Annotated in this window: 20 protein-coding genes; 15 read left to right on the top strand and 5 right to left on the bottom strand. The window is 64.2% G+C overall.

The genetic code is table 11. The annotated features are described in order from the left end of the window. The first annotated feature begins 66 nt into the window (after positions 1 to 66). Complete coding sequence (locus ABH939_RS21450) at positions 67 to 1,236, top strand: MFS transporter (protein WP_003942549.1); 1,170 nt, start codon at positions 67 to 69, stop codon at positions 1,234 to 1,236. Between the two features lie 4 nt (positions 1,237 to 1,240). After that, positions 1,241 to 2,221 carry a bile acid:sodium symporter family protein gene (locus ABH939_RS21445; protein WP_003942582.1) on the top strand — a complete coding sequence of 327 codons (981 nt, stop codon included), beginning with the start codon at positions 1,241 to 1,243 and terminating at the stop codon, positions 2,219 to 2,221. Here ABH939_RS21445 and ABH939_RS21440 read toward each other — a convergent pair. The 3 genes from ABH939_RS21440 to ABH939_RS21430 are packed head-to-tail and all read right to left on the bottom strand — an operon-like array spanning position 2,214 to position 3,842. Beyond that, on the bottom strand, positions 2,214 to 2,432 hold the full coding sequence (locus ABH939_RS21440) for a hypothetical protein (RefSeq protein WP_058227431.1): 219 nt from the start codon (positions 2,430 to 2,432) through the stop codon (positions 2,214 to 2,216). The genes ABH939_RS21445 and ABH939_RS21440 overlap by 8 nt on opposite strands. A 55-nt stretch (positions 2,433 to 2,487) precedes the next feature. After that, positions 2,488 to 3,093, bottom strand: coding sequence for a YqgE/AlgH family protein (locus ABH939_RS21435; protein WP_003942572.1), 606 nt, complete (start codon positions 3,091 to 3,093; stop codon positions 2,488 to 2,490). Positions 3,094 to 3,146: 53 nt separating this feature from the next. Further along, positions 3,147 to 3,842, bottom strand: coding sequence for a TetR/AcrR family transcriptional regulator (locus ABH939_RS21430; RefSeq protein WP_003942494.1), 696 nt, complete (start codon positions 3,840 to 3,842; stop codon positions 3,147 to 3,149). Between the two features lie 134 nt (positions 3,843 to 3,976). Here ABH939_RS21430 and ABH939_RS21425 point away from each other — a divergent pair, with 134 nt between their 5' ends. The 4 genes from ABH939_RS21425 to ABH939_RS21410 are packed head-to-tail and all read left to right on the top strand — an operon-like array spanning position 3,977 to position 8,548. Continuing rightward, a complete protein-coding gene (locus tag ABH939_RS21425; RefSeq protein ID WP_404650097.1) occupies positions 3,977 to 4,918 on the top strand; it encodes an NAD-dependent epimerase/dehydratase family protein in 942 nt (313 codons plus the stop codon). Positions 4,919 to 4,972: 54 nt separating this feature from the next. After that, positions 4,973 to 5,596: a TetR/AcrR family transcriptional regulator gene (locus ABH939_RS21420; protein WP_007729115.1), complete on the top strand. Its 624-nt coding sequence runs from the start codon at positions 4,973 to 4,975 to the stop codon at positions 5,594 to 5,596. After that, entirely contained in the window at positions 5,580 to 7,217 is a 1,638-nt protein-coding gene (locus ABH939_RS21415) for an acyl-CoA dehydrogenase family protein (protein ID WP_404650096.1), read from the top strand. The genes ABH939_RS21420 and ABH939_RS21415 overlap by 17 nt, the downstream gene beginning before the upstream one ends. Positions 7,218 to 7,240: 23 nt before the next feature. Next, positions 7,241 to 8,548 carry an MFS transporter gene (locus ABH939_RS21410; RefSeq protein WP_404650095.1) on the top strand — a complete coding sequence of 436 codons (1,308 nt, stop codon included), beginning with the start codon at positions 7,241 to 7,243 and terminating at the stop codon, positions 8,546 to 8,548. On the opposite strand, the gene ABH939_RS21405 is transcribed toward ABH939_RS21410, so the two are convergent. Next, complete coding sequence (locus ABH939_RS21405) at positions 8,532 to 9,983, bottom strand: CCA tRNA nucleotidyltransferase (protein ID WP_003942535.1); 1,452 nt, start codon at positions 9,981 to 9,983, stop codon at positions 8,532 to 8,534. The two genes, ABH939_RS21410 and ABH939_RS21405, sit on opposite strands and share 17 nt — an antisense overlap. Positions 9,984 to 10,094: 111 nt before the next feature. Between ABH939_RS21405 and ABH939_RS21400 the strand changes: the two genes are divergently transcribed. Genes ABH939_RS21400 through ABH939_RS21380 form a run of 5 tightly spaced genes read left to right on the top strand, consistent with a single transcriptional unit; the run spans position 10,095 to position 18,499 of the window. Further along, the gene (locus ABH939_RS21400) at positions 10,095 to 10,667 is read left to right on the top strand and encodes an NUDIX hydrolase (RefSeq protein WP_030537486.1); all 573 of its coding nucleotides are present in this window, start codon (positions 10,095 to 10,097) and stop codon (positions 10,665 to 10,667) included. Beyond that, complete coding sequence (locus ABH939_RS21395) at positions 10,664 to 13,018, top strand: DUF6049 family protein (RefSeq protein WP_404650094.1); 2,355 nt, start codon at positions 10,664 to 10,666, stop codon at positions 13,016 to 13,018. Before ABH939_RS21400 ends, ABH939_RS21395 begins: the two co-directional genes overlap by 4 nt. Further along, entirely contained in the window at positions 13,015 to 17,055 is a 4,041-nt protein-coding gene (locus ABH939_RS21390; RefSeq protein WP_404650093.1) for a lipid II flippase MurJ, read from the top strand. The genes ABH939_RS21395 and ABH939_RS21390 overlap by 4 nt, the downstream gene beginning before the upstream one ends. A 47-nt stretch (positions 17,056 to 17,102) precedes the next feature. Beyond that, complete coding sequence (gene sigM / locus ABH939_RS21385; RefSeq protein ID WP_007729129.1) at positions 17,103 to 17,729, top strand: RNA polymerase sigma factor SigM; 627 nt, start codon at positions 17,103 to 17,105, stop codon at positions 17,727 to 17,729. A gap of 53 nt (positions 17,730 to 17,782) precedes the next feature. Beyond that, on the top strand, positions 17,783 to 18,499 hold the full coding sequence (locus ABH939_RS21380; RefSeq protein ID WP_378397754.1) for a hypothetical protein: 717 nt from the start codon (positions 17,783 to 17,785) through the stop codon (positions 18,497 to 18,499). Between the two features lie 9 nt (positions 18,500 to 18,508). Here ABH939_RS21380 and ABH939_RS21375 read toward each other — a convergent pair whose 3' ends face one another. Continuing rightward, positions 18,509 to 19,075 (bottom strand): helix-turn-helix domain-containing protein, encoded by a 567-nt coding sequence (locus tag ABH939_RS21375; RefSeq protein ID WP_404650092.1) that lies wholly within the window; start codon positions 19,073 to 19,075, stop codon positions 18,509 to 18,511. 98 nt (positions 19,076 to 19,173) lie between these two features. Here ABH939_RS21375 and nox point away from each other — a divergent pair, with 98 nt between their 5' ends. The 4 genes from nox (at position 19,174) to ABH939_RS21355 (ending at position 23,205) form a co-directional block, all read left to right on the top strand. Further along, on the top strand, positions 19,174 to 20,385 hold the full coding sequence (gene nox, locus ABH939_RS21370) for a 4,4'-dithiodibutanoate disulfide reductase (protein WP_404650091.1): 1,212 nt from the start codon (positions 19,174 to 19,176) through the stop codon (positions 20,383 to 20,385). Positions 20,386 to 20,516: 131 nt separating this feature from the next. Then, positions 20,517 to 21,524, top strand: a complete 1,008-nt coding sequence (gene trxB, locus ABH939_RS21365) for a thioredoxin-disulfide reductase (RefSeq protein ID WP_166502879.1) — start codon at positions 20,517 to 20,519, stop codon at positions 21,522 to 21,524. Positions 21,525 to 21,562: 38 nt separating this feature from the next. After that, entirely contained in the window at positions 21,563 to 21,886 is a 324-nt protein-coding gene (trxA, locus tag ABH939_RS21360) for a thioredoxin (RefSeq protein ID WP_003942530.1), read from the top strand. 128 nt (positions 21,887 to 22,014) lie between these two features. After that, positions 22,015 to 23,205 (top strand): N-acetylmuramoyl-L-alanine amidase, encoded by a 1,191-nt coding sequence (locus ABH939_RS21355; protein WP_003942558.1) that lies wholly within the window; start codon positions 22,015 to 22,017, stop codon positions 23,203 to 23,205. The last annotated feature ends 15 nt before the right edge of the window (positions 23,206 to 23,220 follow it).

Here is a 23,220-nt window from a genome sequence, read left to right as displayed (position 1 = left end):
CCCACGTCCGCCACAGCTGTCGCCACCGAAGAACGCACACGCCGCACCAATCGACACTTCTACGGCGTGGGCTACGTCCTCACCGTGATCCTCTTGGGCGCGAACATGCCCACCTCCGTCTACGGGCTCTACCGGACCGAGTTCGGATTCACGCCCACCATCCAGACGCTGATCTACGGCGTCTACGTCGCCGGCCTCGTTCCGGCATTGCTGTTCTTCGGACCGCTGTCCGACGCCCTCGGCCGACGCACCGTGCTCCTTACTGCACTCGCTCTGAGCGTCGTCGGCACGCTCGTTCTGGCATTTGCCGACGCGACGGTGTGGTTGTTCGTCGGCCGGATTGCCCAGGGAATCGCGGTGGGCGCGGCCAGTGCGGCGGGCAGCGCCGCATTGGTGGAGCAGGAACCGAAGTTCGATCACCGACGAGCAGCGCTCGTATCGACGGTGACGGGCGCGTTGGGCGGTGCGCTCGGACCACTCGTGTCCGGTGCAATCGCCCAGTACCTTCCACAACCGCTGCGGTTGCCGTATCTGATCTTCCTCGTCGCGTTCATCCCGGCACTGATCGTGTTGCTGCTACTTCCGCGGATCGGGGACGTCACACGCCCGAAGCGGTTCTTCCAGATGCCACATGTTCCCGCCGCCATTCGCGAGACTTTCTGGCTCAGCTCGCTCGCCGTCGCGCTGTCGTGGGGCGCGGTCGGGCTCTTCCAGTCGGTGGTCCCGTCGTGGATGACCAGCCTGCTGAACATCGACAACCTTCTACTCGGCGGCGGGGCGGCCGCACTGGTGATGATCTGCTCGGTGGTCGCGCAACTCGGCGGAAGCCGCATGGACCCGCGCACGTCCGTCACCGCCGGCCTGGGAATCCTCGCTCTGGGAATGATCGGCCTCCTCGTGGTCGACCTCGTCCCGAGCCTGGCACTGCTGGGCGTCATCACCGTCGTGGTCGGCGCCGGGCACGGTCTGGCGTTTGCCGGCGGCATGAAGCGCGTCAACGCCGCCGCCCGGACCCACGCCCGCGAGAGCCACGGCGGAGTTCTGGCCGCGTTCTTCACCGTCAGCTACGCGGGACTGGCGATCCCGTCGATCATCGCGGGTATCGCCATCACCCTCCAGGGAATGCAGACGGCCATCATCGAGCTGTCGATCATCGGGACGCTGCTGTGCCTGGCGGTGATGGGCTTCAACCTTCGTGGGGCTCGAGAGCCCGCTGAAGCTCGCCGTTATCCTTAGCCAGGTGAAGTTTCTCAGCAGGTTCTACATAGACGGGTTCATCCTCGGCATCATCATCGCCGGCGTGCTCGGAAGTGTGTTCCCGGTATCGGGTACCGCGGAGAGCATTCTGAACTGGGCCACCAAGATCGCCATCGGCTTCTTGTTCCTGCTCTACGGCGCACGACTCTCGCCGCAGGAAGCCTGGAAGGGCGTCAAGCACTGGCGACTGCACACCGTCGTCCTCGCCGCGACGTTCGTGCTGTTCCCACTGATCGGCCTAGCACTGCGATTCCTGTCGCCGACGCTGATCAGCGACGAGCTCTACACCGGCATCCTCTACATGTGCCTGGTTCCGTCGACGGTTCAGTCTTCGATCGCGTTCACCTCGATCGCCAAGGGGAATGTCGCGGGCGCGATCGTCAGTGCGTCGTTCTCCAACCTGATCGGCGTCTTCGTCACACCGCTGCTGGTGGTTCTGCTGATGAACACCACCGGCCAGGCGACGGTCGACTTCTCGTCGATCCTCGACATCGTCGTGCAGTTGCTGATCCCGTTCATCGTCGGTCAGCTGATCCGCCCGCTGGTGATCGGATGGCTGCAGAAGTACGCCGAACCCACCAAGTACGTCGATCGCGGATCGATCCTCCTCGTTGTCTTCGCCGCCTTCAGCGAAAGCATGAAAGAGGGGATCTGGAGCACCATCACGATCTGGCAGATCGTGATCCTCACAATCGTGTGCTGCCTGATTCTCGCGCTGGTTCTCGGCGTGACCACTCTCGCGGGGCGCAAGCTCGGGTTCGATCTTCCCGATCAGATCGTCATCATCTTCTGCGGGTCGAAGAAGTCCTTGGCAACGGGCCTACCGATGGCGGCTGTACTGTTCGCGGGCCAGCCCGTCGGCCTGATCGTGTTGCCGCTGATGATCTTCCATCAGATCCAACTGATCGTGTGTGCTGCGATGGCGCAACGCTTCGCGAATCGGGATCCGGTCAGCGTCAGCTAGCGAGCAACTCGCCTCGGGTCGCGTCGACGCAGCCACAACCGCCCTGCAGTTCAGCACAATCGATGGACAGCGCATGGCGGACCGATGCCAAGTCGACGCAGTTCGCGCCGGTGCATTCGAGTGATCCGTCGGCATGCCGCAGCAAAGAATCGTGGCAGTGATCGACATCCGAAACACAATCCGCGCACTGGATCTGACGCTCAGCGATCATTGCTGCCACCTCTCTCGAAAACGATGACACAGGAATATCATCGACCTCCGACAAGTCAGTTTCGTTCCACCTCGATGGGGTGGCTGGCCAGCATCGCCACGGGTAGCGGCTGGCGTCGTAGCACCCGTGCCCAGACATCGACTCGGGGCGGCGTCAGCACATCCGACGGCAGCGAGCTGATCACCATCCAGTCTTCACGCTCGAGCTCCGAATCCAGCTGGCCCAGAGTCCAACCCGAGTACCCGGCAAAAATGCGGATTCCTTCGACCAGAGGAGCAATGACCTCCGGGTCCGAGTCCAGATCCACCATGACTACCTTGCCGTCCACCCGCCGCAGGCCGGCGACGCCGTCGATCCGCGCACCGTTGCGAGCGATGCCCAGGCAAAGCGCCGAGTCACGCTTGACGGGTCCACCGATGTACAGGGCCGAAGGATGCGCGGTCAGCGGTGACCACTGCGGCAACACGTTCTGCACGGCCGTCTCACTCGGCCGATTGACGACGACGCCCAGGCTCCCGGCGTCGTTGTGCTCGATCATGTAGATGACGGTGCGGCGAAATGCGGGTTCCGTGAGATCGGTCGACGACACCAACAAACTGCCCGGACGAACCTCCGGTTCTATCCAGGCCATTCGATCCTCGGGTTCTTCTGCGTGCGCCACAAGGACATCATCTCACCGACAACTGCGTGCGGAGGAACGAGACACAAGCGTGTTCAGGTCAGACCCGCCACATCGGCAAGTAGTGCCAAATGCCGCTCGAAAATCTCGCTCGCGTCGGTGAACGTATCGCTTCCGTACTGCCCGAACACCTCGAAGTTCACCGAACCGAACAGCGATACCCAGACGAGAGTTGCGCGCACGGCGGCATCCGGCGGCAGGTCGGTACCCAGTTCATTCCGCACTCCCTCGAGGTCCGCTGCCAACGTGTCACTCAGGCCCGGACCCTCTCGCACCGTCAGTGAACCCGCGCGATGGGCGGCGTCGATGATCCCGATCAGCCGGGTCACGACGAGGGTGCCGGGGCCGGTGGTCTGCTCGCCCGGAGCGTCGTAGCCGGGGACGGGGCTGCCGAACAACAGACCGTAGCGGGCCGGCTCCCGGATCGCCCAGCTCCGAACGGCGCGCCCGAGAGCAATGAACTGTCCGCGAAAATCTTCTGCTGCAACCGCATTCACGGCGGCGTCCACTTCCGCGCCCAGTTCCGTGTACCCGTCGACCACCAGCAAGGTCAGCAGTTCGTCCCGACTGGCGACATAGCGGTATACCGCTGAGGACACGACTCCCAGGTCACGCGCGACGGCACGCAGGGACAAAGCGGCAGCGCCGACGGCAGCGAGATGCTCGCGTCCGATACGGGTGATGTCCTGCAGCGTCTGTTCGCGCGCCCGCTCACGGGGAGTTCCAACCATGAGTCCATCTTGCCCCATTCCCGAGAGCAGCATCAACAAAAGAGAGCACTGCTCTTGACAGCGCTCGGGTGCAGGTGCATTCTTGAAAACGAGAGCAGTGCTCTCAGTTCACTCGAAACAAGAAGGAGCACACCATGTCGAACCTCGAAATCGTCACCGGAGCAGGACCCGTCGGATCCGCCGTCGCACTACAGCTCGCCGAGCAGGGAATCAACGTCCGGCTCCTGACCAGGTCCGGCAGCGGGCCCGAGCACCCGCTGATCGACCGCCGACGCGTCGACGTCTCGGATGCCGAGGCCCTGCGCTCGGTCAGCGAGGGCGCCACGGCCATCTACCACTGCATCCACGCTGCTTACAACGCAGCCGATTGGGAGCGGGAACTCCCGGCGGCCGAGAAGGTTGTGCTCGACGCGGCCGCATCCATCGGTGCCGTCGTGGTCTTCCCCGAAAGCCTCTACGCCTACAACTCCGACACCCTGACGACCGAATCCGATCCACGCAACGCCACCGGTGGCAAGCGCGGCGTGCGCACCGCGCTGCTGCGCGCTCGCGAGGCCTCGGCAACACCCACCGTCAGCGTCGTGGCCTCGGACTTCTTCGGCCCCCGCGTCCGCACCGCCCACGCGGGCGAGCGCATGGTTCCGAAAGTCATGGCAGGTAAGAAGATTCGTGTCATCGGTTCCGCAGATCAGCCGCACTCCTTCACCTACATCCCCGATCTCGCAGCAGCGATGATCGCGGCGGCACACAACCCCGAACTTTGGAACTCCGTCCTCCACGCACCCACCGGCCCCGCGCTCACTCAGCGCAAGATCGCCGAGGCCTTCGCCCGCGCCGCCGGGGCATCCCCCGCCAAGGTGGGTGTACTCCCCGCCTGGGTGCTCGACGCCGTCGGCAAGATCAACACCGACAGCCGCGAACTCGCGGAGATGAACTACCAGTTCACCAAGCCGTTCGTCATGGACTCGAGTGCCAGCGAAGTGCTGCTCGGACTCTCGCCGACGCCGCTCGATCAGGCCGCCGAAGCGACCGTCGCGTGGTGGCGCGAGGAACAGGCTCGCACCGCTGCTGCCTGAACCTGCAGGTGGGGGCTCTTGACGCAAGAACGGAACGGGTGTTCACTTCTTCACATGGCCTATCGCCGCACTCCGGCAGTACAGGAAAGACTGGACGCCCAACGCGCCCGACTGCTCGAAGCCGCCACGACGGCAGTGGCCACCCACGGCTATGCGGGATGTTCCATCGCCGCGGTGGCCAAGAACGCCGGCGTCGGCACCGGGACGCTGTATCGACACTTCGACGGCAAGGGCGAATTGTTCGCCGAAGTGTTCCAATCAGTCTGCAGCCGTGAGGTATCCGCGGCTCGGGACGCCGGAGACAGCGCCCGACATCTGGAAGGCAATCACCGCTCCGCGGTATCGGCGTCGGTTCGCACCTTCGCCGAACGTGCCATGCGCGCACCGGTTCTCGCCTATGCCCTGCTGGTGGAACCGGTGGACCCACTCGTCGACGAACAGCGTCTCATGTTTCGCGAATCGTTCCGCGATTGCCTGGCCACCGCAATTCGTTCGGCAGTCGACACCGGTGAGATACCGCCACAGGACGCCACTCTGACGGCAGCGTGCATCGTCGGGGCAATCGGCGAGGCCCTGATCCTTCCACTGCGCGGAGGCACCACCGATCCCGCTGCGATCGACGCCATTCTCGCCTTCACCCTTCGATCGTTAGGGAGCTTCGATGACACCCACGCATGAAGTCACCAATCAGGTTCCGCCCCTGATCGATTACGACGCAGCCGAATACGCGCCGATCCTCGAGGCACTACACCGCGAAGGAGCATCGGACGCACTCGAGGGGGTTCATCAGGTTGGAATCCGCGCCGGAAGCGCGCAGGCCCAGGAGTGGGGCGATCTGGCCGAGGAGCACCCACCTGTCCTGAGAACCCACGACCGCTACGGCATCCGCATCGACGAGGTCCGTTACGACCCCGCCTATCACCAACTCATGAGCACCGCAGTGGAATTGGGACTGCACGGCGCTCCGTGGGTTGACCCGAATCCACACGCACACCTCGTCCGCGCCGCGAAGATGGCCGTGTGGGGTCAAACCGATGCCGGCCACGGCTGTCCCATCTCCATGACGTACGCCGTGATCCCCGCGCTGCGGCACAACGCGGATCTGGCCGCGCAGTACGAACCCCTCCTGACCACGCGGCACTACGATTCGGCGCTGAAAGCTCCCCTCACCAAACCCGGATTGATCGCCGGTATGTCGATGACGGAAAAACAGGGCGGTTCGGATGTTCGTGCCGGAACCACAAGGGCAGTGCCACAATCCGACGGCAGCTACCTACTGACGGGCCACAAGTGGTTCACCTCCGCGCCGATGTCGGACGTGTTCCTCGTCCTCGCCCAGGCGCCGGGCGGTCTGTCGTGCTTCTTCCTTCCTCGGGTCCTGCCGGACGGCTCGCTCAACAACATGTACCTGCAGCGTCTGAAGGACAAGTTGGGAAATCATTCCAACGCGAGCAGCGAGGTCGAGTACCGCGACGCTCTCGCGTGGATGGTGGGCGAGGAAGGCCGGGGCGTGCGCACCATCATCGAGATGGTCAACATGACCCGGTTGGACTGCACGATCGGAACGGCCACCGGCATGCGCGTCGGCACGCTGCAGGCAGTTCACCATGCGAATCATCGAAGTGCGTTCGGCGCCAACCTGATCGACCAACCCTTGATGCGAAACGTTCTGGCAGATCTGGCGGTGGAATCGGAAGCGTCGACCACCGTCGCGATGTGGCTGGCCGCTCTGACCGACCACGCAACCGCAGGCGATGCCCACGCCAGCGCACTACGACGCATTTCGTTGGCCGTGAGTAAGTACTTCGTCTGCAAGCGCGGACCGATCCACGCTGCCGAGGCACTCGAGTGTCTGGGCGGAAACGGATACGTGGAGGAATCCCGGATGCCGCGCCTCTATCGCGAGGCTCCGCTGCTTTCGGTGTGGGAGGGTTCCGGCAACGTCGCGGCGCTCGACACACTGCGGGCGATGGCCAAGCAACCCGAAACACTGCAGGTGTTCTTCGACGAGCTGAAACGAGCCAGTGGAGTGGACGGCCACTTCGATCAGGCCGTGCGGGATCTCCAGGCGGCTTTCGGCGATTTCGACGACATCGAATACCGGGCACGAAAGATCGTCGGCGACATGGCGCTCGCGCTGCAGGCCTCGCTGTTGCTCCGCTACGGGCACCCCGCGGTGGCCGACGCGTTCTGCGCGAGTCGGCTCGGAAACAGCTGGGGGAGTGTGTTCGGAACGCTGCCGAGGGGCGTCGACGTCGCGCCGATCCTCGAGCGGGCCACCGTCAAGATCGGCGCCTGACCCACCCACTACAGTTTCCGCTTATGAACCGAGCCTCGAACCGCCGCGAGGCCTGGCAGCGCGTACTGCACACCCTGCGTGAATCACCCGGCCTCGGAAGGCTGGCGCTCGTCCGCTTTTCCAGCCAGTTCGGCGACGGAATGTTCCAGGCCGCGCTCGGCGGCGCAATCCTCTTCAACCCGGAACGCGAAACCGATCCGGTGGCGATAGCGGCCGGCTTTGCCGTACTGCTCCTTCCTTATTCGGTGATCGGCCCCTTTGCCGGCGCTCTGCTGGATCGTTGGGACCGCCGCCTGGTGCTCCTGTGGGCGAGCGTGCTCCGCGGGCTCTTCATCCTGACCACCGCGGTGCTGCTGGTCGCCGGCGGCGGTGACACTCTGTTGTTGACGTGTGCGCTTGCTGCGATCGGGGTCAGCCGCTTTGTCGGGGCAGGCGTATCCGCAGCCCTGCCGAAGGTCGTCCGACAATCGTGGCTGGTGGCAACCAATTCCGTTCTCACAACAGCTGGTTCGGTGGTAGCCGCTCTTGGTGCTTCGGCAGCGGTGGCGATCATCGGCATGATCGGCGCGGGGGATCGAGCGTCAGGCGCCGCCGTGGCCATCGCAGCACTGGGATCGGTGATCGCGGCCCTCGCCGCGGCCAGGTTCACGGCCCGCTCACTTGGTCCGGTCGCCGACGAAGTGGTCCGCGCCAGTGCCGTCCGTTCGGTGACGGCCGGACTGCGCACCGGGGTAACCGCTGTCTGGGAGGCGCCCGGCGTCACCACGGCGATGATCGGAATCGGAGCGCACCGCATCTGCTTCGGCATCAACACCCTCATCATGGTGCTGGTCCTACGCGACACCTCGAACGGCTCCCAATTACCCGGAGGGATGGCCGGATTCGGTGTCGCCGTCGGCGCCACGGCAATCGGAATGCTGATCGCGGCATTGATCACACCGTTCCTCATCCCGCGGATCGGTCGCTCACGGATGATCACCTACGCCCTGGTGTGCGCGGTTCTCGTCCAGCTCGTCTTCGTGACCACGCTGACTCAGGGGTCGCTGCTGATCGCCGCTTTCCTGCTCGGCATCGCCGGCCAGTCCGTGAAACTCAGCGGCGACGCGGCCATGCAGATCGACATCGACGACGACCGTCGTGGTCAGGTATTCGCCCTGCAGGACACCGTGTTCAACGTCGCGTTCATCGGTGCGATCGCGGCAGCGTCGACGGTGATCGCACCCGACGGCAAGAGCGTCGGCCTGGCCGTTGCCGGTGCGGGTGTCTATGCCGCCGGATTGTCAGCGGTGCTGATCAACCGCAAGAAACGAGAAACTAGCCCTGCTGGGTAGCCCACCACTTCAGCAGTTCGGCCTCGGCCTCGTCACGCTCGAGCGGGCCGCGATCCAGACGTAATTCCTTGAGGAACGTCCATGCCTTGCCCACCTGCGGGCCGGCCGGGATGTTCAGCAGCTCCATGATGGCGTTGCCGTCGAGGTCCGGACGCACCCGAGCAAGGTCTTCCTGCTCGGCGATGCGCGCGATCCGCTCTTCGATGTCGTCGTACGTGGCCTGCAGCTGCGCGGCGCGACGCTTGTTGCGTGTGGTGCAGTCGGCCCGCACGAGCTTGTGCAAGCGGGGGAGCAGCTCGCCCGCGTCGGTGACGTACCGCCGCACCGCCGAGTCGGTCCACTGTCCCTTGCCGTAGCCGTGAAAACGCAAGTGCAGGAACACGAGCTGTGAGACGTCGTCGACCATCTGCTTCGAGAACTTCAGTGCCCGCATGCGCTTGCGCACCAGCTTGGCGCCGACCACCTCGTGGTGGTGGAAGCTGACCCCACCGCCAGGCTCGTTACGCTTGGTATCCGGCTTTCCGATGTCGTGAAGCAGTGCTGCCCAACGCAATACAAGGTCCGGATCGCCTTCTTCGAGATCGATCGCCTGCTGGAGCACCGTGAGGGAGTGCTGGTAGACGTCCTTGTGCTGGTGATGCTCGTCGATCTCGAGCTTCATCTGCGGAACCTCGGGCAGCACGTATGCAGCCAGTCCGGAGTCGACCATCATGTTGATGCCGTCCACCGGGTACATGCCGAGCATCAGTTTGTTCAGCTCGACCTGCACACGCTCGGCGGTGATCCGCTCGATCTGCGACGCCATCTCCTTGATGGCCTCGAAAACGCGATTGTTCAACGTGAAACCAAGCTGCGAGACGAACCGGGCTGCGCGCAGCATCCGCAGCGGATCGTCGTTGAACGAGTTTTCCGGCGCCGACGGCGTATCTAGCTCTCCGGCCAACAGGGCGTCCATGCCGTTCAGCGGATCGACAAACGTGTAGGAACCGTCCGCGCCGATCTTCATCGCCATCGCGTTGACGGTGAAATCGCGGCGCACCAGATCGTCGGCCAACGTCGTGCCGTACTCGACTATCGGATTACGAGAGACGCGATCGTAAGCGTCGGCCCGGAAGGTCGTGATCTCGATCTCCTGGCCGTGCTTGATGGCGCTGATGGTCCCGAACTCGATGCCCGTGTCCCACTGCTTGTCCACCCAGCCCTTGAGCAGAGCCTGAACCTTCTCCGGCCTGGCGTCCGTCGTGAAGTCCAGATCGCCACTGAAGCGGCCGAGGATCGCGTCGCGAACACTGCCACCCACCAGGAACAGCTCGTGACCGGCCGCAGCAAAACGCTCACCGAGCGGGTTCAACACGTCGGACAACGTGCCGAGCGTTGCAGTGGCGTCGGCAAGCAGTCGTAGGCGGCGATCAGCGTCGGAGGTAGGGACAGTCACGTGAAAGGAGCTTACTTAAGGTGCGCAAATAGCAGAACGCGCATACGAACGCGATAGACCGCTTTGCGCGGGTTACCGGGCAACGCTGCAACGCCAACTAGTATCGATGAGGTGTCTGGTGCCGAACGAACAAACAGGAGTCGCCGCAACCCGCGGCGTCGACCTGCCGTCGGCAACCCCGATAAACCTTTGATGCGAACCGTCCGTGAAACTTCTGCGGGCGGCTTGGTCGTCGACGGCTGGGGAGGACCCCCGGAACGCCTCTGCGCTGCACTGATCGGCCGAACCGACCGCCGCGGACGCCTGCTCTGGTCGCTACCGAAGGGCCATATCGAACAAGGTGAGACCGCTGAGCAGACCGCGATGCGTGAGGTCGAAGAAGAAACCGGTATCCAGGGAACCGTCCTGGCACCGCTGGGCAGCATCGACTACTGGTTCGTGACCGAAGGTCGACGCGTCCACAAGACCGTGCACCACTATCTCCTCCGCTTTCTCGGCGGTGAACTCTCCGACGAGGACATCGAGGTCACCGAAGTCGCCTGGGTGCCGCTGACGGAATTGCACTCGCGCCTCGCATACGCCGACGAGCGCAAACTCGCAGAACTCGCGTCCCAGATGATCGCCGAGATGCCGCGAACGGAAATACGGCAAGAACAGCGCCCGAAGGAACCGGACGCCGGATGAGAATGGCACTGCGGCGGGCCGGTGTGGCCGCTCTGGTGATGGCCGCTGTCGGTTTCGGGCCTGCAACGACGGCCGTCGCATGGGCAGCGCCGTCCAGCCAGCCCAGTGAGCGCGCCCCGGCGCGAAACACCAACGATGCCAAATTTCTGCAGCTGACCATCGACTCCACCGCACCGACCACGGTGACGACCACCAGCGACCGCAACGTCGTGGTCAAGGGCACGGTGAAGAACGTCGGTGACCGTCCCGTCGAGGACGTCGGGGTGAGGTTGCAACGTGCTCCCGCGATCGACTCCAGTTCGGACGTGCGCGCCGCACTCGACTTCGACCAGGCCGTTTTCGACACGGTCGGCGAATTCGACACCGTTGCCACCACCCTCGACACCGGCCAGTCCAAGCAGTTCACGCTCACCTTGCCGCTGCGGAGCACTACCGGGTTGTCTCTCGACATCACCGAACCGGGCGTCTACCCGATGCTCGTCAACGTGAACGGCACCCCGGAGTACGGCGGTGCCGCCCGACTCGACGACGCACGCTTCCTGCTCCCCGTCCTCGGTGTGCCGGCCGCAGCCGAATCGAACGCCACAGCCGGAACCCCCAGTTCGTCCGCCACGGCGGTCGTTCCCCCCGACACGTCCGCCCCGATCGGCGTCACGCTCATGTGGCCGCTGGCCGACGCGCCACGACTCGTCGGCGGAATCCCCGGCGCGGTCAACGAGCCCGTACGCCTGATCGACGACGAACTTGCCACCGAACTTTCCGACGGCGGCCGTCTGGACGCGTTGGTCGATGCGGTGGAGAACGCCACCAAGCCCGAGAGCGATACCGATCGCCGCGTCACGGATGCGCTCTGCCTGGCAATCGACCCCGACCTTCTGATCACCGTCGAGAACATGACTCGCGGATACCTCGTGGCCGACAACTCGTCAGATCCCACCGGACCGTCGCACGAAGGCCGCGGCAGCGACGCCGCCAACCAGTGGCTCGGCCGGGTGAAGACCCTCGCGTCCTCGATGTGCACGACGGCGGTTCCGTTCGCCCAGGCCGATCTCGCCGCGGTCACCTCGGTGGCCAATCCGGAGTTGACGGCTACCGCGCTCACACGGCCGGCGGACATCGTCGACAACATCCTCGGCGTGACCTCACTGCGAGATTTCGTCTGGCCGGATTCGGGTGTCCTCGACTCGGCCACCGCAGAGGTGCTGAGCGTGAATCCCACCACAGCGATGGTGGCTGACACTTCCGTCGACTCGGCAGCTCCGCAGCTGTCGTCGCGGATAACCGGCTCACTCGACGCGCTTGCCTTCGACACCTCGGCGGCAGCAGCGTTGGCCGCCACCGGCTCGGAACCGCAGGTCCCGTCGTACATCCCCGACGACACCGCGCCGACCATCGACATCGAATCGCGCAGCGCCCGGCGTCAGGACGCGCTGGGGGCGATGGCCTGGGCCGCGCTGACGCCGACGTCGCTGCCGCGCAATCAGATCTTCGCGCCGCCGCAACTGTGGACCGCCGACAGCAACGACGCCACGGCGGTGCTCTCGATGCTCGCGACCCTCATCCGGTCCGGGCTCGCCTCACCTCAGGCCTTGCCGGCACTGCTCGGCAGGCAACCGGGCGCGACGGACGCCGCCACGCTCGACTACCCGCACCGGGCTACCCAGGACGGTCCGCAGACGTCCGTCGTCGAGACCGCAACCACCCAACTTCCGCGTATCGACGGGCTCGAAGCTTCGCTCGTGGACGATCCGGCGGCTTCGCTCACCCCCCGGGGATTCACGGCGCCGCTCCGCGAAGATCTACTCCGTTCGATGACCTTGGCCGATCGCCGCAACGTCGACTCCGCGTCGGTCAATCGGGCGGAGCGGTCCGCGACCATCCGCGCCGACAACGTCACCGAAGCCGTCGACGGGATGTACCGGGCCGTCAGTGTGGTGTCTCCGGGCGGCGTCTACACCCTCGCGTCGGGGCAGAGTCCGCTCCTGCTGGTGGCGCGCAACGAGCTGCCCATCGCCATCAACGTCGACCTGCGTGTGGAAGCCCCACCCGAGATGCAGATCAGTGACATCGGTCCCAAACAGCTTCCGCCGCGAGGTAGCCGACAGTTGACTGTGCCCGCGGAAATGAACGATTCTCGCAAGCTGGAAGTCAACTTCTCGCTGACCACGACAGATGGCCGCCAATTGGGTACGCCGACCAGCGTGACCGTACGGTCGAATGCGTACGGTCGTCCCCTGGCCGCCGTGACGGCGACAGCGGGAGGGTTGCTGCTGTTCCTGGCAGGGCGACGGCTGTGGCATCGATTCAAGGGTCAGCCGGACCCAGCAGATGAAGGGTACGAACGCTCATGACCGGGAATCCACCCGAGGAGGGTCGCCGCTCGGCGATCACCCGCAAGAGTGCCACGACCCGCTCGCATCCTCGGATGCCACCGTGGGAGCGCGGTTACCCGATCCAGCCGGTCAACCCGGACGCACGTTTCGACGACGCACCCACCATGACCATCCCGGTGATCCGCGACTACCCCCGGTACCGCGAAGCCGAGATGGAATTCGCCGACCGGCAGACGACCACGTCGGACGAGTTCGACACCGACGCCCATGTCCAGGTCGGGGAACGCAAGGAGACGAACTCTCGACTCCTCGCGGCAACGGGTTCCATCGCGATCGCGACGCTGACGAGCCGCATCACGGGATTCGCCAAGCAGTTGATGATCCTGATGGTCCTCGGCCCCGCCATCGCCAGCTCGTTCACCGTCGCCAGCCAGATTCCGAACATGATCGCGGAACTGGTTCTGGGCGCCGTGCTGACCGCCATCGTCGTCCCCGTGCTGGTTCGCGCCGAGCGGGAGGACGCCGATCACGGCGAAGCGTTTGTCCGACGCCTCTTCACGGCGTCGCTCGTTCTACTCGGCATGGCCGCGCTGCTCGCGACCCTGGCAGCACCCGTACTCACCAAATACGTCTTCCTGTCCGAAGACGGCAAGGTCAGCACCGACCTGACCACGGCGCTGTCGTATCTACTTCTGCCGGCGATCCTGTTCTACGGGCTGTCGGCACTGTTCACAGCGTTTCTGAACACCAGGCAGATCTTCAAGCCCGGAGCCTGGGCTCCCGTACTCAACAACGTCGTCGTCCTCGTGGTGCTCGTGATCTACCGCCTGACTCCGGGCGAGATCTCGCTTGATCCGGTCTCGATGGGCGATGCAAAGCTGCTCACCCTCGGTATCGGCATCACCATCGGCGTCATCGTGCAGGCAGCCAGCCTGATCCCCGCGCTTCGCCGCGAGAAGATCTCGCTCAAGCCGCTGTGGGGTCTCGACGACCGCCTGCGCCAGTTCGGCGGCATGGCCGTCGCCATCGTCTTGTACGTCCTGATCAGCCAGATGGGCATGATCTTCGCGACCAAGATCTCCTCCCACGCCGACGAAGCCGGCCCTGCCATCTACAGCCAGGCCTGGTTGCTCCTGCAGCTCCCGTACGGCGTGCTCGGAGTGACGGTTCTGACGGCGATCATGCCGCGCCTGAGCCGCAACGCTGCTGCCGACGACACCCCGGCCGTCGTGGACGATCTGTCGGTCGCAACGCGTCTGACCATGATCACGCTGGTTCCGATCATCATGTTCCTGACCTTCATGGGTCCGCAGGTCGGTGAAGCGCTCTACGGTTACGGCCGCTTCGGACCCGAACAGGCCGAACGACTCGGCACCGCCGTGAGCTGGTCGGCATTCACGTTGATTCCGTACGCGCTGGTCCTGATCCAACTTCGTGTGTTCTACGCCCGCGAACAGGCCTGGACGCCGACGTGGATCGTTCTCGGCATCACTGCAGTGAAAATCGCTTTCTCGGCGCTCGCTCCGGTCTTCGCATCCAACAGCGATCAGGTCGTGATCCTGCTCGGTGCGGCCAACGGTCTCGGATACATCACCGGCGCCGTCATCGGCGGGTACCTCCTGCACCGCAGCCTCGGAAACCTGCAGATGGCCAACGTGGGCAAGACAGTCTGGTCCGTCGTACTCGCCTCGCTAGCCGGGTCGTTGACCATGCTCGCGGTCGACCGGGTCCTCGGATTCGATCAACTCACCGAGCGTTTCGGCGGACCTGGCTCGATGGTTCGCGTCGCCGTCGGCGGCATCCTGATGCTCGCGATCACCTTCACGATTCTCTACTTCAAGAAGGTTCCGGAAGTCCTGTCGGTAACGGTTGCGGTCTCCCGCAAGATTCGTTCACTGACAGGTCGCGCCGAACCGGACACACGTAACAACACCGACGACGACGTCACCGAGCTGATTCCTGCAATCAGAACGGAATCAAACGAGCAAGAACGACCGGGTGCGCTCCCGTACCCTGGTCATGGGCGTACAGGATCGCAACCCGCGCGTATTCGGGGACGGGCTATCGATGGAGAAGGAGCGAGGGTGAGCGACGACAACGTTTCCGGCAACAAGAGTGCCGGGACTTCTGCCGTGAAAGCGTCCGAACAGAAGTCAACGGCATCGTCGGGCACACCTGCATCCACGAGTTCCTCCGCATCTGCCGGCCAGAAGCCACAGCAGGGTCAGAAGCCACAGCAGGGTCAGAAGTCACAGCAGCCCGCACAGCGACCGCAGCAGGGCCAAAGCCCGCAGGGTCAGAAGCCGCAGCCGCCGGTGCAGAAGGCCGCTCCGCCGGTACCTCCGGTCAGTGTGTCCAAGACACCTTCGGCGCCCGTGTCGAAGACACCTTCAGTACCTGTCTCGAAGACACCCGCGCCGAAGACGCCTGCTCCGGACAAGAAGGCACCTGAATCTCAGAAGACGGCTGCCGCTCAGACACCACCGCCCGCTGCACCTCGCACACCTTCCGCCGGATCCGCATCACGACCGGCCCAGCGACCGATGCCACGTGGACCGAAGCTCATTCCCGGCGCCTCTGTCGCCGGCGGACGCTACCGTCTGCTCGCGCCGCACGGCGGAACCCGCGGACTGCAGTTCTGGGAAGCTCTCGACGTCAAGCTCGACCGTGAAGTAGCCCTGACGTTCGTCGACGCCGATCAGCGCGGTGACGACGACAGCCAGTCCGGACCGCAGGCAGTTCTCTCACGCACTCTGCGCCTGGGACGAATCAACTCGCCCGGTCTGGCTCGCGTCCTCGACGTCGTCCGCGGAAGCTCGGGCGGCATCGTCGTCGCCGAATGGACTCCCGGCCGTTCGCTGCGTGAGATGGCCGAGACGACGCCGTCTCCGATCGGTGCAGCCCGCGCCATCCGTGCCCTGGCGGCGGCTGCCGAAGCTGCTCACCGCACCGGCGGTGCGCTGTCCATCGATCACCCGGACCGCGTTCGCATCAGCATCAACGGTGACGCCGTACTGGCGTTCCCGGCGACGCTTGCCGACGCCGATTCCACCAGCGACGTCCGCGGCCTCGGCGCCATGCTGTACTCGCTCATCACGGCTCGCTGGCCGCTGGCCGAACCGTCCGCCGGTCCCGTCGGTGGTTTGCTTCCCGCCGGCCGCGGCGCCGACGGGAACATCGTCGAGCCTCGGGTCGTCCGTCCGGAGGTTCCGTTCGACATCTCGGCCGTTGCGGTTCGAGCGTTGCAGTCGGAGAGTGGAATCCGCACTGCTGCCACCGTGCAGCACATCCTCGATCAGGCGTCCGTCGTCAACGACAAGACGGAAATGATTCCGGCACTTCGTCTCGGCCACCGCGAACAGGGTGCGTCGGGTCATGCACTGAACGACCCCGAAGCCATCGAGGCCGAGAAGAAGAAGTCGACGCGGATGCTCGCGGCACTGACGGCGCTCGGTGTCTTCACCGTGATCGTCCTGATTCTCCTTGTGGTGTGGGTAGCGAGCTTCCTCTCGGGTGGCAGTAACGACACCCCGCTCAGCGAGCAGAGTTTCGGACTGACCACCGAAGCCACTGCGCCCGAGAACAATTCACCGGCGCCCGCACCGGCGGCAGCAACCGTTCCGGTAGCTTCCTCGGCCGTAACGGTGTTCTCACCCCAGGGAACGCCGGATCAGCCGGCAACAGCGAAGAACGCCATCGACGGCAATCCGGCCACCGCATGGTCGTCGGATTCGTACTTCCAGCCGTTCCCGTCGCTGAAGAACGGTGTCGGCCTGATGGTGACGCTTGCCGATGCCGCCAACCTGAAGAACGTTGCGATCACGTCTGATTCGCCGGGAACCGTCGTTGAAATCCGTTCTGCCCCTTCTGCGAATACTTCGCTGGATCAGACCAAGGAAATCGGATCGGGTGTCCTGAAGAACGGCGTGACCGACATTCCAGTCACGTCGGACGGCTCGGGTCAGTATGTCCTGGTTTGGATTACGCAGCTCAGCACCGAATCCGGACAAAACCAGACATCCATCTCGGAGATTGCATTCACTGCTGCAAAGTGATCGCCCTTGGCCCTTCTGAAACCTACCGACTGGGCTAATATCCGCCCGTGCACAGTTATCGGGGGGGCACCGGGGGCGGAGCCGGAAAATTCGAATCCAGAAGTTTCGAGAACAAGAATCTCGAGGCGACGGATTTCGAATTGTTGACTGCTCATGTCGAGGGCGATCGGCATGCGTTCCGTGAACTACTGACCAGGCATCAGGATCATCTATGGCACGTTGCCCGGCGTACGAGCTACTCGGACGAGGACGCGGCCGACGCGCTCCAGGAGGGTCTGCTGTCCGCGCATCGCAAGGCGGCGAAGTTCCGCGGCGACGCGGCGGTGCGTAGTTGGCTCCACACCATCGTGGTCAATGCCTGCCTCGACCGGATCCGACGCAACAAATCACGGGCGGCGTTCTCTCTGTCTTCGGAGAACGCGGAGGAACCCCGCGATCACCGCGACTATGCGGCGACAGTGGACATGAGCCTGACCGTCGAACAGGCACTGGCATCGCTGCCGCCTGAGCAGCGTGCTGCCGTCGTCGCCGTCGATGTCGAGGGGTATCCGGTAGCCGAGGCCGCCGAGAGGTTGGGAGTGCCCGTAGGGACCGTGAAGAGTCGCTGCGCCCGCGCGCGCAAGCGTCTCGCCGCCCAGTTGGAGGACTTTCGCGAAGGCGGGAACCATTCGTGAACCGGCCGCGTCCTATCTTGTAAGGGTCCGCACCGACTGCCGAGGGAGGGTTCATGACAGATCCGTCTGTTCGCGTTCCGTCGCCTCCGTTTTCGGAAGACCTACTCGCAGATCTTCACGCCGGGGTTCTCGATTCCGAAACCAGTGCGGCTCTGTGGCCGGTGGTACACGCAGATCCTGACGCCCATGCATTTGTCACCGCCCTTGACGGCGTCACGGCATCACTCGCGACACTGAACTCGAGCAAGGCCACTCACGAACGGATTCCGAATTCGCTTGCCGAGCGAATCAATTCGGCACTGGATCTACAGTCAGAACAGCTGGAGCCGCCAGCTGAGGCAGCTGTCGTGCCGTTCCGGCGGCGCCCACAAGCGTGGGTTCTCGGTGCCGCAGCAGCCGTATTGGCGGCCTTCGTGATCGTTGTTATCGGAACCCGAGATTCCGAACCTGCCGAAAGTGTTGTCGCTCAACCGAGCACACCGGCGACGTCTGCTGTCGACGATCCAGATTCGGCGTCCCTGCTCACACTCGTCGGATCCAAAAACCTTGGACCACTGGATGATCCATCCAAACTTGCCGGATGCCTACGCGCTAACGGCATCGACGAGGGCCGGCCTCTACTCGGTTCCGGCGAGATTCGCATCGACGGGGCGCCGGCGATAGTCCTACTCTTCACGGGATCGCAGCCGCGTCAGATCACTGCACTGACTGTCGGCATCAACTGCAGCGATGGGAATCCGAATACGTTGTCGGTCAAGAACATCGGCTGACGTCGACGGTCAGCGCGGCGATGCCGCCGGGAGTAAGAGCTCGAGGATTCTTTCGCGTAGCGCATCTGTATCGTCCTCGACCGCTATCAGACTCGAAAACATCGCTGCCCCGGCCGCCAATACCAGCACGGCCTTGGCATCGAGCAGTGCCGATTCAGGATCTTCGGCGTTCTGAAGGAACAGTTGCGTACTCGGTCCACTGAACCCGCGCCACAATTCGTTGCGCAGGTCGTCGTGGTCGCGCAGGGCCGCCAGCAATCCTGGCGACGCGGCGCGAACCTCGGGACGGGAGAAGAGCTGAGCACTTCCCTCCACCACCCAACGGATCCAGCCGTCGCGATCGGTGCCCTCGAACGGTGTCAGGTCCGGTGTCGCCCCCAGGATCGACCCGAGAACAAGATGTGCCTTCGACGGCCATCGCCGCGACATCGAGGCTCGGCTGACCCCTGCCCGTGCCGCGATCGCCCGGAGACTGAGTTGATCCCAACCGACCTCGAGGAGCATCGCTCGGGTGGTCTCGAGGACTGTGTCGTCGATGCGTGGGTCTCGTGGGCGACCTGATCCTGTGGCATTCATCGTGTCGAATTGTCGGACAGATTGGGAGTAGGCGCTATATCGTCGTAGTTACGAGTCCACTGGCATCGTAAAGATCAGGCCGCCGCAGGAAGTTGAAAATGACCACAGCGCCCACACCGTCGATATTCGAACCCGCACGTCTCGGCCCTCTGACCTTGCGCAACCGCATCGTCAAAGCTGCAACGTTCGAGGGCGTCATGCCCCGGGGAGCGGCCTCGGACGATCTGATCAACTTCCATGCCGAGGTGGCCCGCGGCGGGGCCGCGATGACCACTGTCGCCTACTGCGCCGTCTCACCAGGTGGACGAGTCCACCGCGACACCCTTGTCATGGACGAGCGCGCGCTGCCGGGACTGCGCAGGCTGACCGACGCCGTCCACGCCGAAGGCGCACTTGCCGCGGCGCAGATCGGCCACGCGGGACTGGTCGCCAACACTCTTTCCAACAAGACGAAAACTCTGGCGCCGTCGACCCGGCTGAGTCCGCCCGCGATGGGCCTCGTCAAAGGCGCGACACTTGCCGAACTCGACGGTGTCGTCTCCGACTTCGAACGGACCGCCCGTGTCGCCGTGGACGCAGGATTCGACGCCATCGAGGTCCATCTCGGCCACAACTACCTCCTCAGTTCGTTCATGAGCCCGAATCTGAACAAGCGCCACGATCGATACGGTGGCAGCGTCGCCAAGCGCGCCGAGTATCCGCGTCGAGTCGTCGAAGCGGTGCGACGGGCCGCTGGATCCAGCGTGGCGGTCACCGCGAAATTCAACATGTCCGATGGGGTGCCGAAAGGTCTGTGGCTCGACCAGAGCCTGCCGATCGCCCAGATCCTCGAAGCCGACGGCCATCTGGACGCGATGCAATTGACCGGTGGCAGTTCACTTCTCAACGGAATGTACTTCTTCCGCGGCGAGGTCCCACTGGCTGAGTTTGTCGCCTCCCAACCCAAACTCGTCGGGTACGGGCTGAAGTTCTACGGTCCCAAACTCTTTCCGACGTACCCGTTCGAGGAGGGCTTCTTCCTGCCCTTCGCCCGTCAGTTCCGACAGGCGCTGAGGATGCCACTGATCCTGCTCGGCGGCATCAACCGCGTCGACACCATCGAGCACGCACTGGATGAAGGATTCGAATTCGTCGCCATGGCGCGTGCGCTCCTCAGGGACCCACAACTGGTCAACAAATTCCAAGCCGAGAGCGTCGACGAGGGGTTGTGTATCCACTGCAACAAGTGCATGCCCACCATCTACACCGGCACGCGCTGTGTGGTTCGGGACGCGCTGGTGGTTCGGGAGGCACCGCGCCCCGCCCAGTGACACCCGCGCTGTGAGCTGCCGGCTGTGAGCCACTTTCCAGCGGAGTGCGGGAACAACACCCCTTATCCTGGTGTTGATCGGTACGGCTCTCCAAGAAGCGGAGGGTCTGCACTCACTATTGGAAGGCTCGCATGACCACCCAGCTGGAAAACACGCCCGCGGTCCATGACGTCATCATTGTCGGTTCCGGACCGGCCGGCTACACCGCTGGTGTCTACACCGCGCGCGCTGAGCTCCAGCCCCTGCTCTTCGAGGGAACCCAGTTCGGTGGCGCCCTCATGACCACCACCGAGGTCGAGAACTTCCCCGGATTCCGCGAAGGAATCATGGGCCCCGACCTGATGGAACAGATGCGTGAGCAGGCACTTCGCTTCGATACCGACATCCGCACCGAGGACGTCGAAGAGATCGATCTCAGCGGCCCGATCAAGACGGTCGTCGCGAACGGCGAAACGTACGCCGCGCACGCGATCATCCTCGCCATGGGCGCGGCAGCCCGTTACCTCGGCATTCCCGGTGAAGAACGCCTCCTCGGCCGCGGCGTCAGCGCCTGCGCCACCTGCGACGGCTTCTTCTTCCGTGACCAGGACATCGTCGTGGTCGGCGGCGGCGACTCCGCGATGGAAGAGGCAACCTTCCTGACCCGCTTCGCTCGCTCGGTCACCCTGGTGCACCGCCGCGAGGAATTCCGCGCCTCACGGATCATGCTCGAGCGCGCCAAGGCCAACGAGAAGATCCGCTTCCTGACCAACGCGGAGCCCGTCGAGGTCCTCGGCGAGAACAGCGTCACCGGGCTCGTCGTTCGTGACACCGTCACGGGTGAGACCTCCACACTCGAGATCACCGGCATGTTCGTCGCCATCGGCCACGACCCGCGCAGTGAGCTCGTCAAGGACCAGGTCGATCTCGACGACGCCGGATACGTGCGCGTCGCTCCCGGTTCCACCGCGACCTCCGTCGACGGCGTCTTCGCTGCCGGTGACCTGGTCGATCACACGTACCGCCAGGCGATCACCGCTGCCGGCACCGGATGCTCCGCAGCAATCGACGCCGAACGCTGGCTGGCCGACCGCGGCGACATCACCGCCAACACGCTCGACGCAGCCGGCCACACGGTCGACGTCGTCGGCGCTCCCTGATTCATCAAGCTGTCGAACCCAACCCTCGAGGAGTAACAGTGTCGAATACCGTCACCATCACCGACGATTCCTTCAAGCAGGACGTCCTGGGCAGCGACAAGCCCGTTCTGGTCGATTTCTGGGCAACCTGGTGCGGCCCGTGCAAGATGGTCGCCCCGGTACTCGAGGAGATCGCCGGTGAGAACAGCGAGAAGCTGACCGTCGCAAAGCTCGACATCGACGCCAACCCGGCGGCCGCCCGCGATTTCCAGGTCATGTCGATCCCGACGATGATCCTGTTCAAGGACGGCAAGCCGATCAAGACGATCGTCGGCGCCAAGGGCAAGGCCGCACTGCTCAAGGACCTCGCAGACGTTCTCTGACGGCTGGATGAGCATCGTGGATTCTCGCAATCCACAGAATTTCTGAGATAATCGATCGATGTGCCTGATCGGGTCTACGACCAGGCACATCGATCGAATTCGTTAACCGATCCGAGAGGCTTTCACGCATGCACAGACTCCGACACGGCGATCACGGCCCGGCCGTCGCCGAGATTCGGGGCACATTGACGAAGCTGGGATACCTCCATCACGGAACTTCCGGTATTCGACGTGAAAGCGCCGACGGTGCCCACTGGGTTGCGCCCGACGCCATCTTCGATCATCAACTCGACAGCGCCGTTCGCGCCTTCCAGCAGCAGCGTGGGCTCCTTGTCGACGGCATCGTGGGCCCGGCCACCTATCGGTCACTTCGCGAGGCCTCGTACCGCCTGGGCGCCCGTACGTTGATTTACCAGCTTTCTGCGCCGCTGTACGGCGACGACGTCGCAGCTCTGCAGGCCAAACTGCAGGACCTCGGCTTCTACGCAGGTCGGGTCGACGGTTTCTTCGGCCCGCAGACCCACGAATCTCTCTCGTCTTTCCAGCGTGAAATCGGGATCGCCGCCGACGGTATCTGCGGACCGCAGACACTCCGTTCGCTGGAACTTCTGGGAACCCGCGTCACCGGTGGTTCCCCACATGCGATCAGCGAAGAGGAACTGGTGCGGCGCAAGGGCCCGCAACTGGGCGGCAAGCGCATCGTCATCGATCCAGGCCTCGGTGGTCCGTCCACCGGCACCATCGTCAACGGCATCTCCGAAGCCGACATCCTGTGGGATCTGGCTATGCGCCTCGAGGGGCGGATGGCAGCAACCGGGATGGAAACCTTCCTCTCCCGCCCGCACAACGCCGATCCGAGCGAGGCCGAGCGCGCGCTGACGTCCAACGCATTCGACGCCGATCTGATGATCTCCCTGCGCTGCGACAGCAACTCGAGCCCGTCGGCGAACGGCGTCGCGAGTTTCCACTTCGGAAATTCACACGGTTCGGTCTCGATGATCGGGCAGGTGTTGACCGGTTTCGTTCAGCGCGAGATCGTTGCGCGAACTCCGTTGCGGGACTGCAGAACTCACGGTCGAACGTGGGAGTTGTTGCGCCTGACCAACATGCCGACGGTACAGATCGATCTCGGCTACCTGTCCAACGCGTCCGACGTTGCGGTACTGACGAATCCGCGGATGCGTGACACCATCGCCGAAGCCATCTTGATCTCGGTCAAGCGGCTGTACCTGCTGGGTCAAGACGATCAGCCGACCGGCACCTTCACCTTCGCCGAGCTTCTCGCAGAAGAACTTTCGGTAGCCGACCGCATTTCGTAGATCCTGCGGTCGGCA

The sequence above is a fragment of the Rhodococcus sp. 27YEA6 genome (genome assembly GCF_044908235.1).
GTDB lineage: Bacteria > Actinomycetota > Actinomycetes > Mycobacteriales > Mycobacteriaceae > Rhodococcus_F > Rhodococcus_F qingshengii.
This window is presented reverse-complemented; position numbering and strand designations above follow the sequence as displayed.

What these genes read in the sequence shown, in the direction of transcription:
- ABH939_RS21420 (WP_007729115.1), top strand. Translation starts at nt 4,973, where the DNA reads ATGGCCTATCGCCGCACTCCGGCAGTACAGGAAAGACTGGACGCCCAA.
- ABH939_RS21425 (WP_404650097.1), top strand. Translation starts at nt 3,977, where the DNA reads ATGTCGAACCTCGAAATCGTCACCGGAGCAGGACCCGTCGGATCCGCC.
- nox (WP_404650091.1), top strand. Translation starts at nt 19,174, where the DNA reads ATGACCACAGCGCCCACACCGTCGATATTCGAACCCGCACGTCTCGGC.
- trxB (WP_166502879.1), top strand. Translation starts at nt 20,517, where the DNA reads ATGACCACCCAGCTGGAAAACACGCCCGCGGTCCATGACGTCATCATT.
- ABH939_RS21430 (WP_003942494.1), bottom strand. Translation starts at nt 3,842, where the DNA reads ATGGTTGGAACTCCCCGTGAGCGGGCGCGCGAACAGACGCTGCAGGAC.
- ABH939_RS21390 (WP_404650093.1), top strand. Translation starts at nt 13,015, where the DNA reads ATGACCGGGAATCCACCCGAGGAGGGTCGCCGCTCGGCGATCACCCGC.
- ABH939_RS21380 (WP_378397754.1), top strand. Translation starts at nt 17,783, where the DNA reads ATGACAGATCCGTCTGTTCGCGTTCCGTCGCCTCCGTTTTCGGAAGAC.
- ABH939_RS21355 (WP_003942558.1), top strand. Translation starts at nt 22,015, where the DNA reads ATGCACAGACTCCGACACGGCGATCACGGCCCGGCCGTCGCCGAGATT.
- ABH939_RS21415 (WP_404650096.1), top strand. Translation starts at nt 5,580, where the DNA reads ATGACACCCACGCATGAAGTCACCAATCAGGTTCCGCCCCTGATCGAT.
- ABH939_RS21395 (WP_404650094.1), top strand. Translation starts at nt 10,664, where the DNA reads ATGAGAATGGCACTGCGGCGGGCCGGTGTGGCCGCTCTGGTGATGGCC.
- ABH939_RS21440 (WP_058227431.1), bottom strand. Translation starts at nt 2,432, where the DNA reads ATGATCGCTGAGCGTCAGATCCAGTGCGCGGATTGTGTTTCGGATGTC.
- ABH939_RS21375 (WP_404650092.1), bottom strand. Translation starts at nt 19,075, where the DNA reads ATGAATGCCACAGGATCAGGTCGCCCACGAGACCCACGCATCGACGAC.
- ABH939_RS21410 (WP_404650095.1), top strand. Translation starts at nt 7,241, where the DNA reads ATGAACCGAGCCTCGAACCGCCGCGAGGCCTGGCAGCGCGTACTGCAC.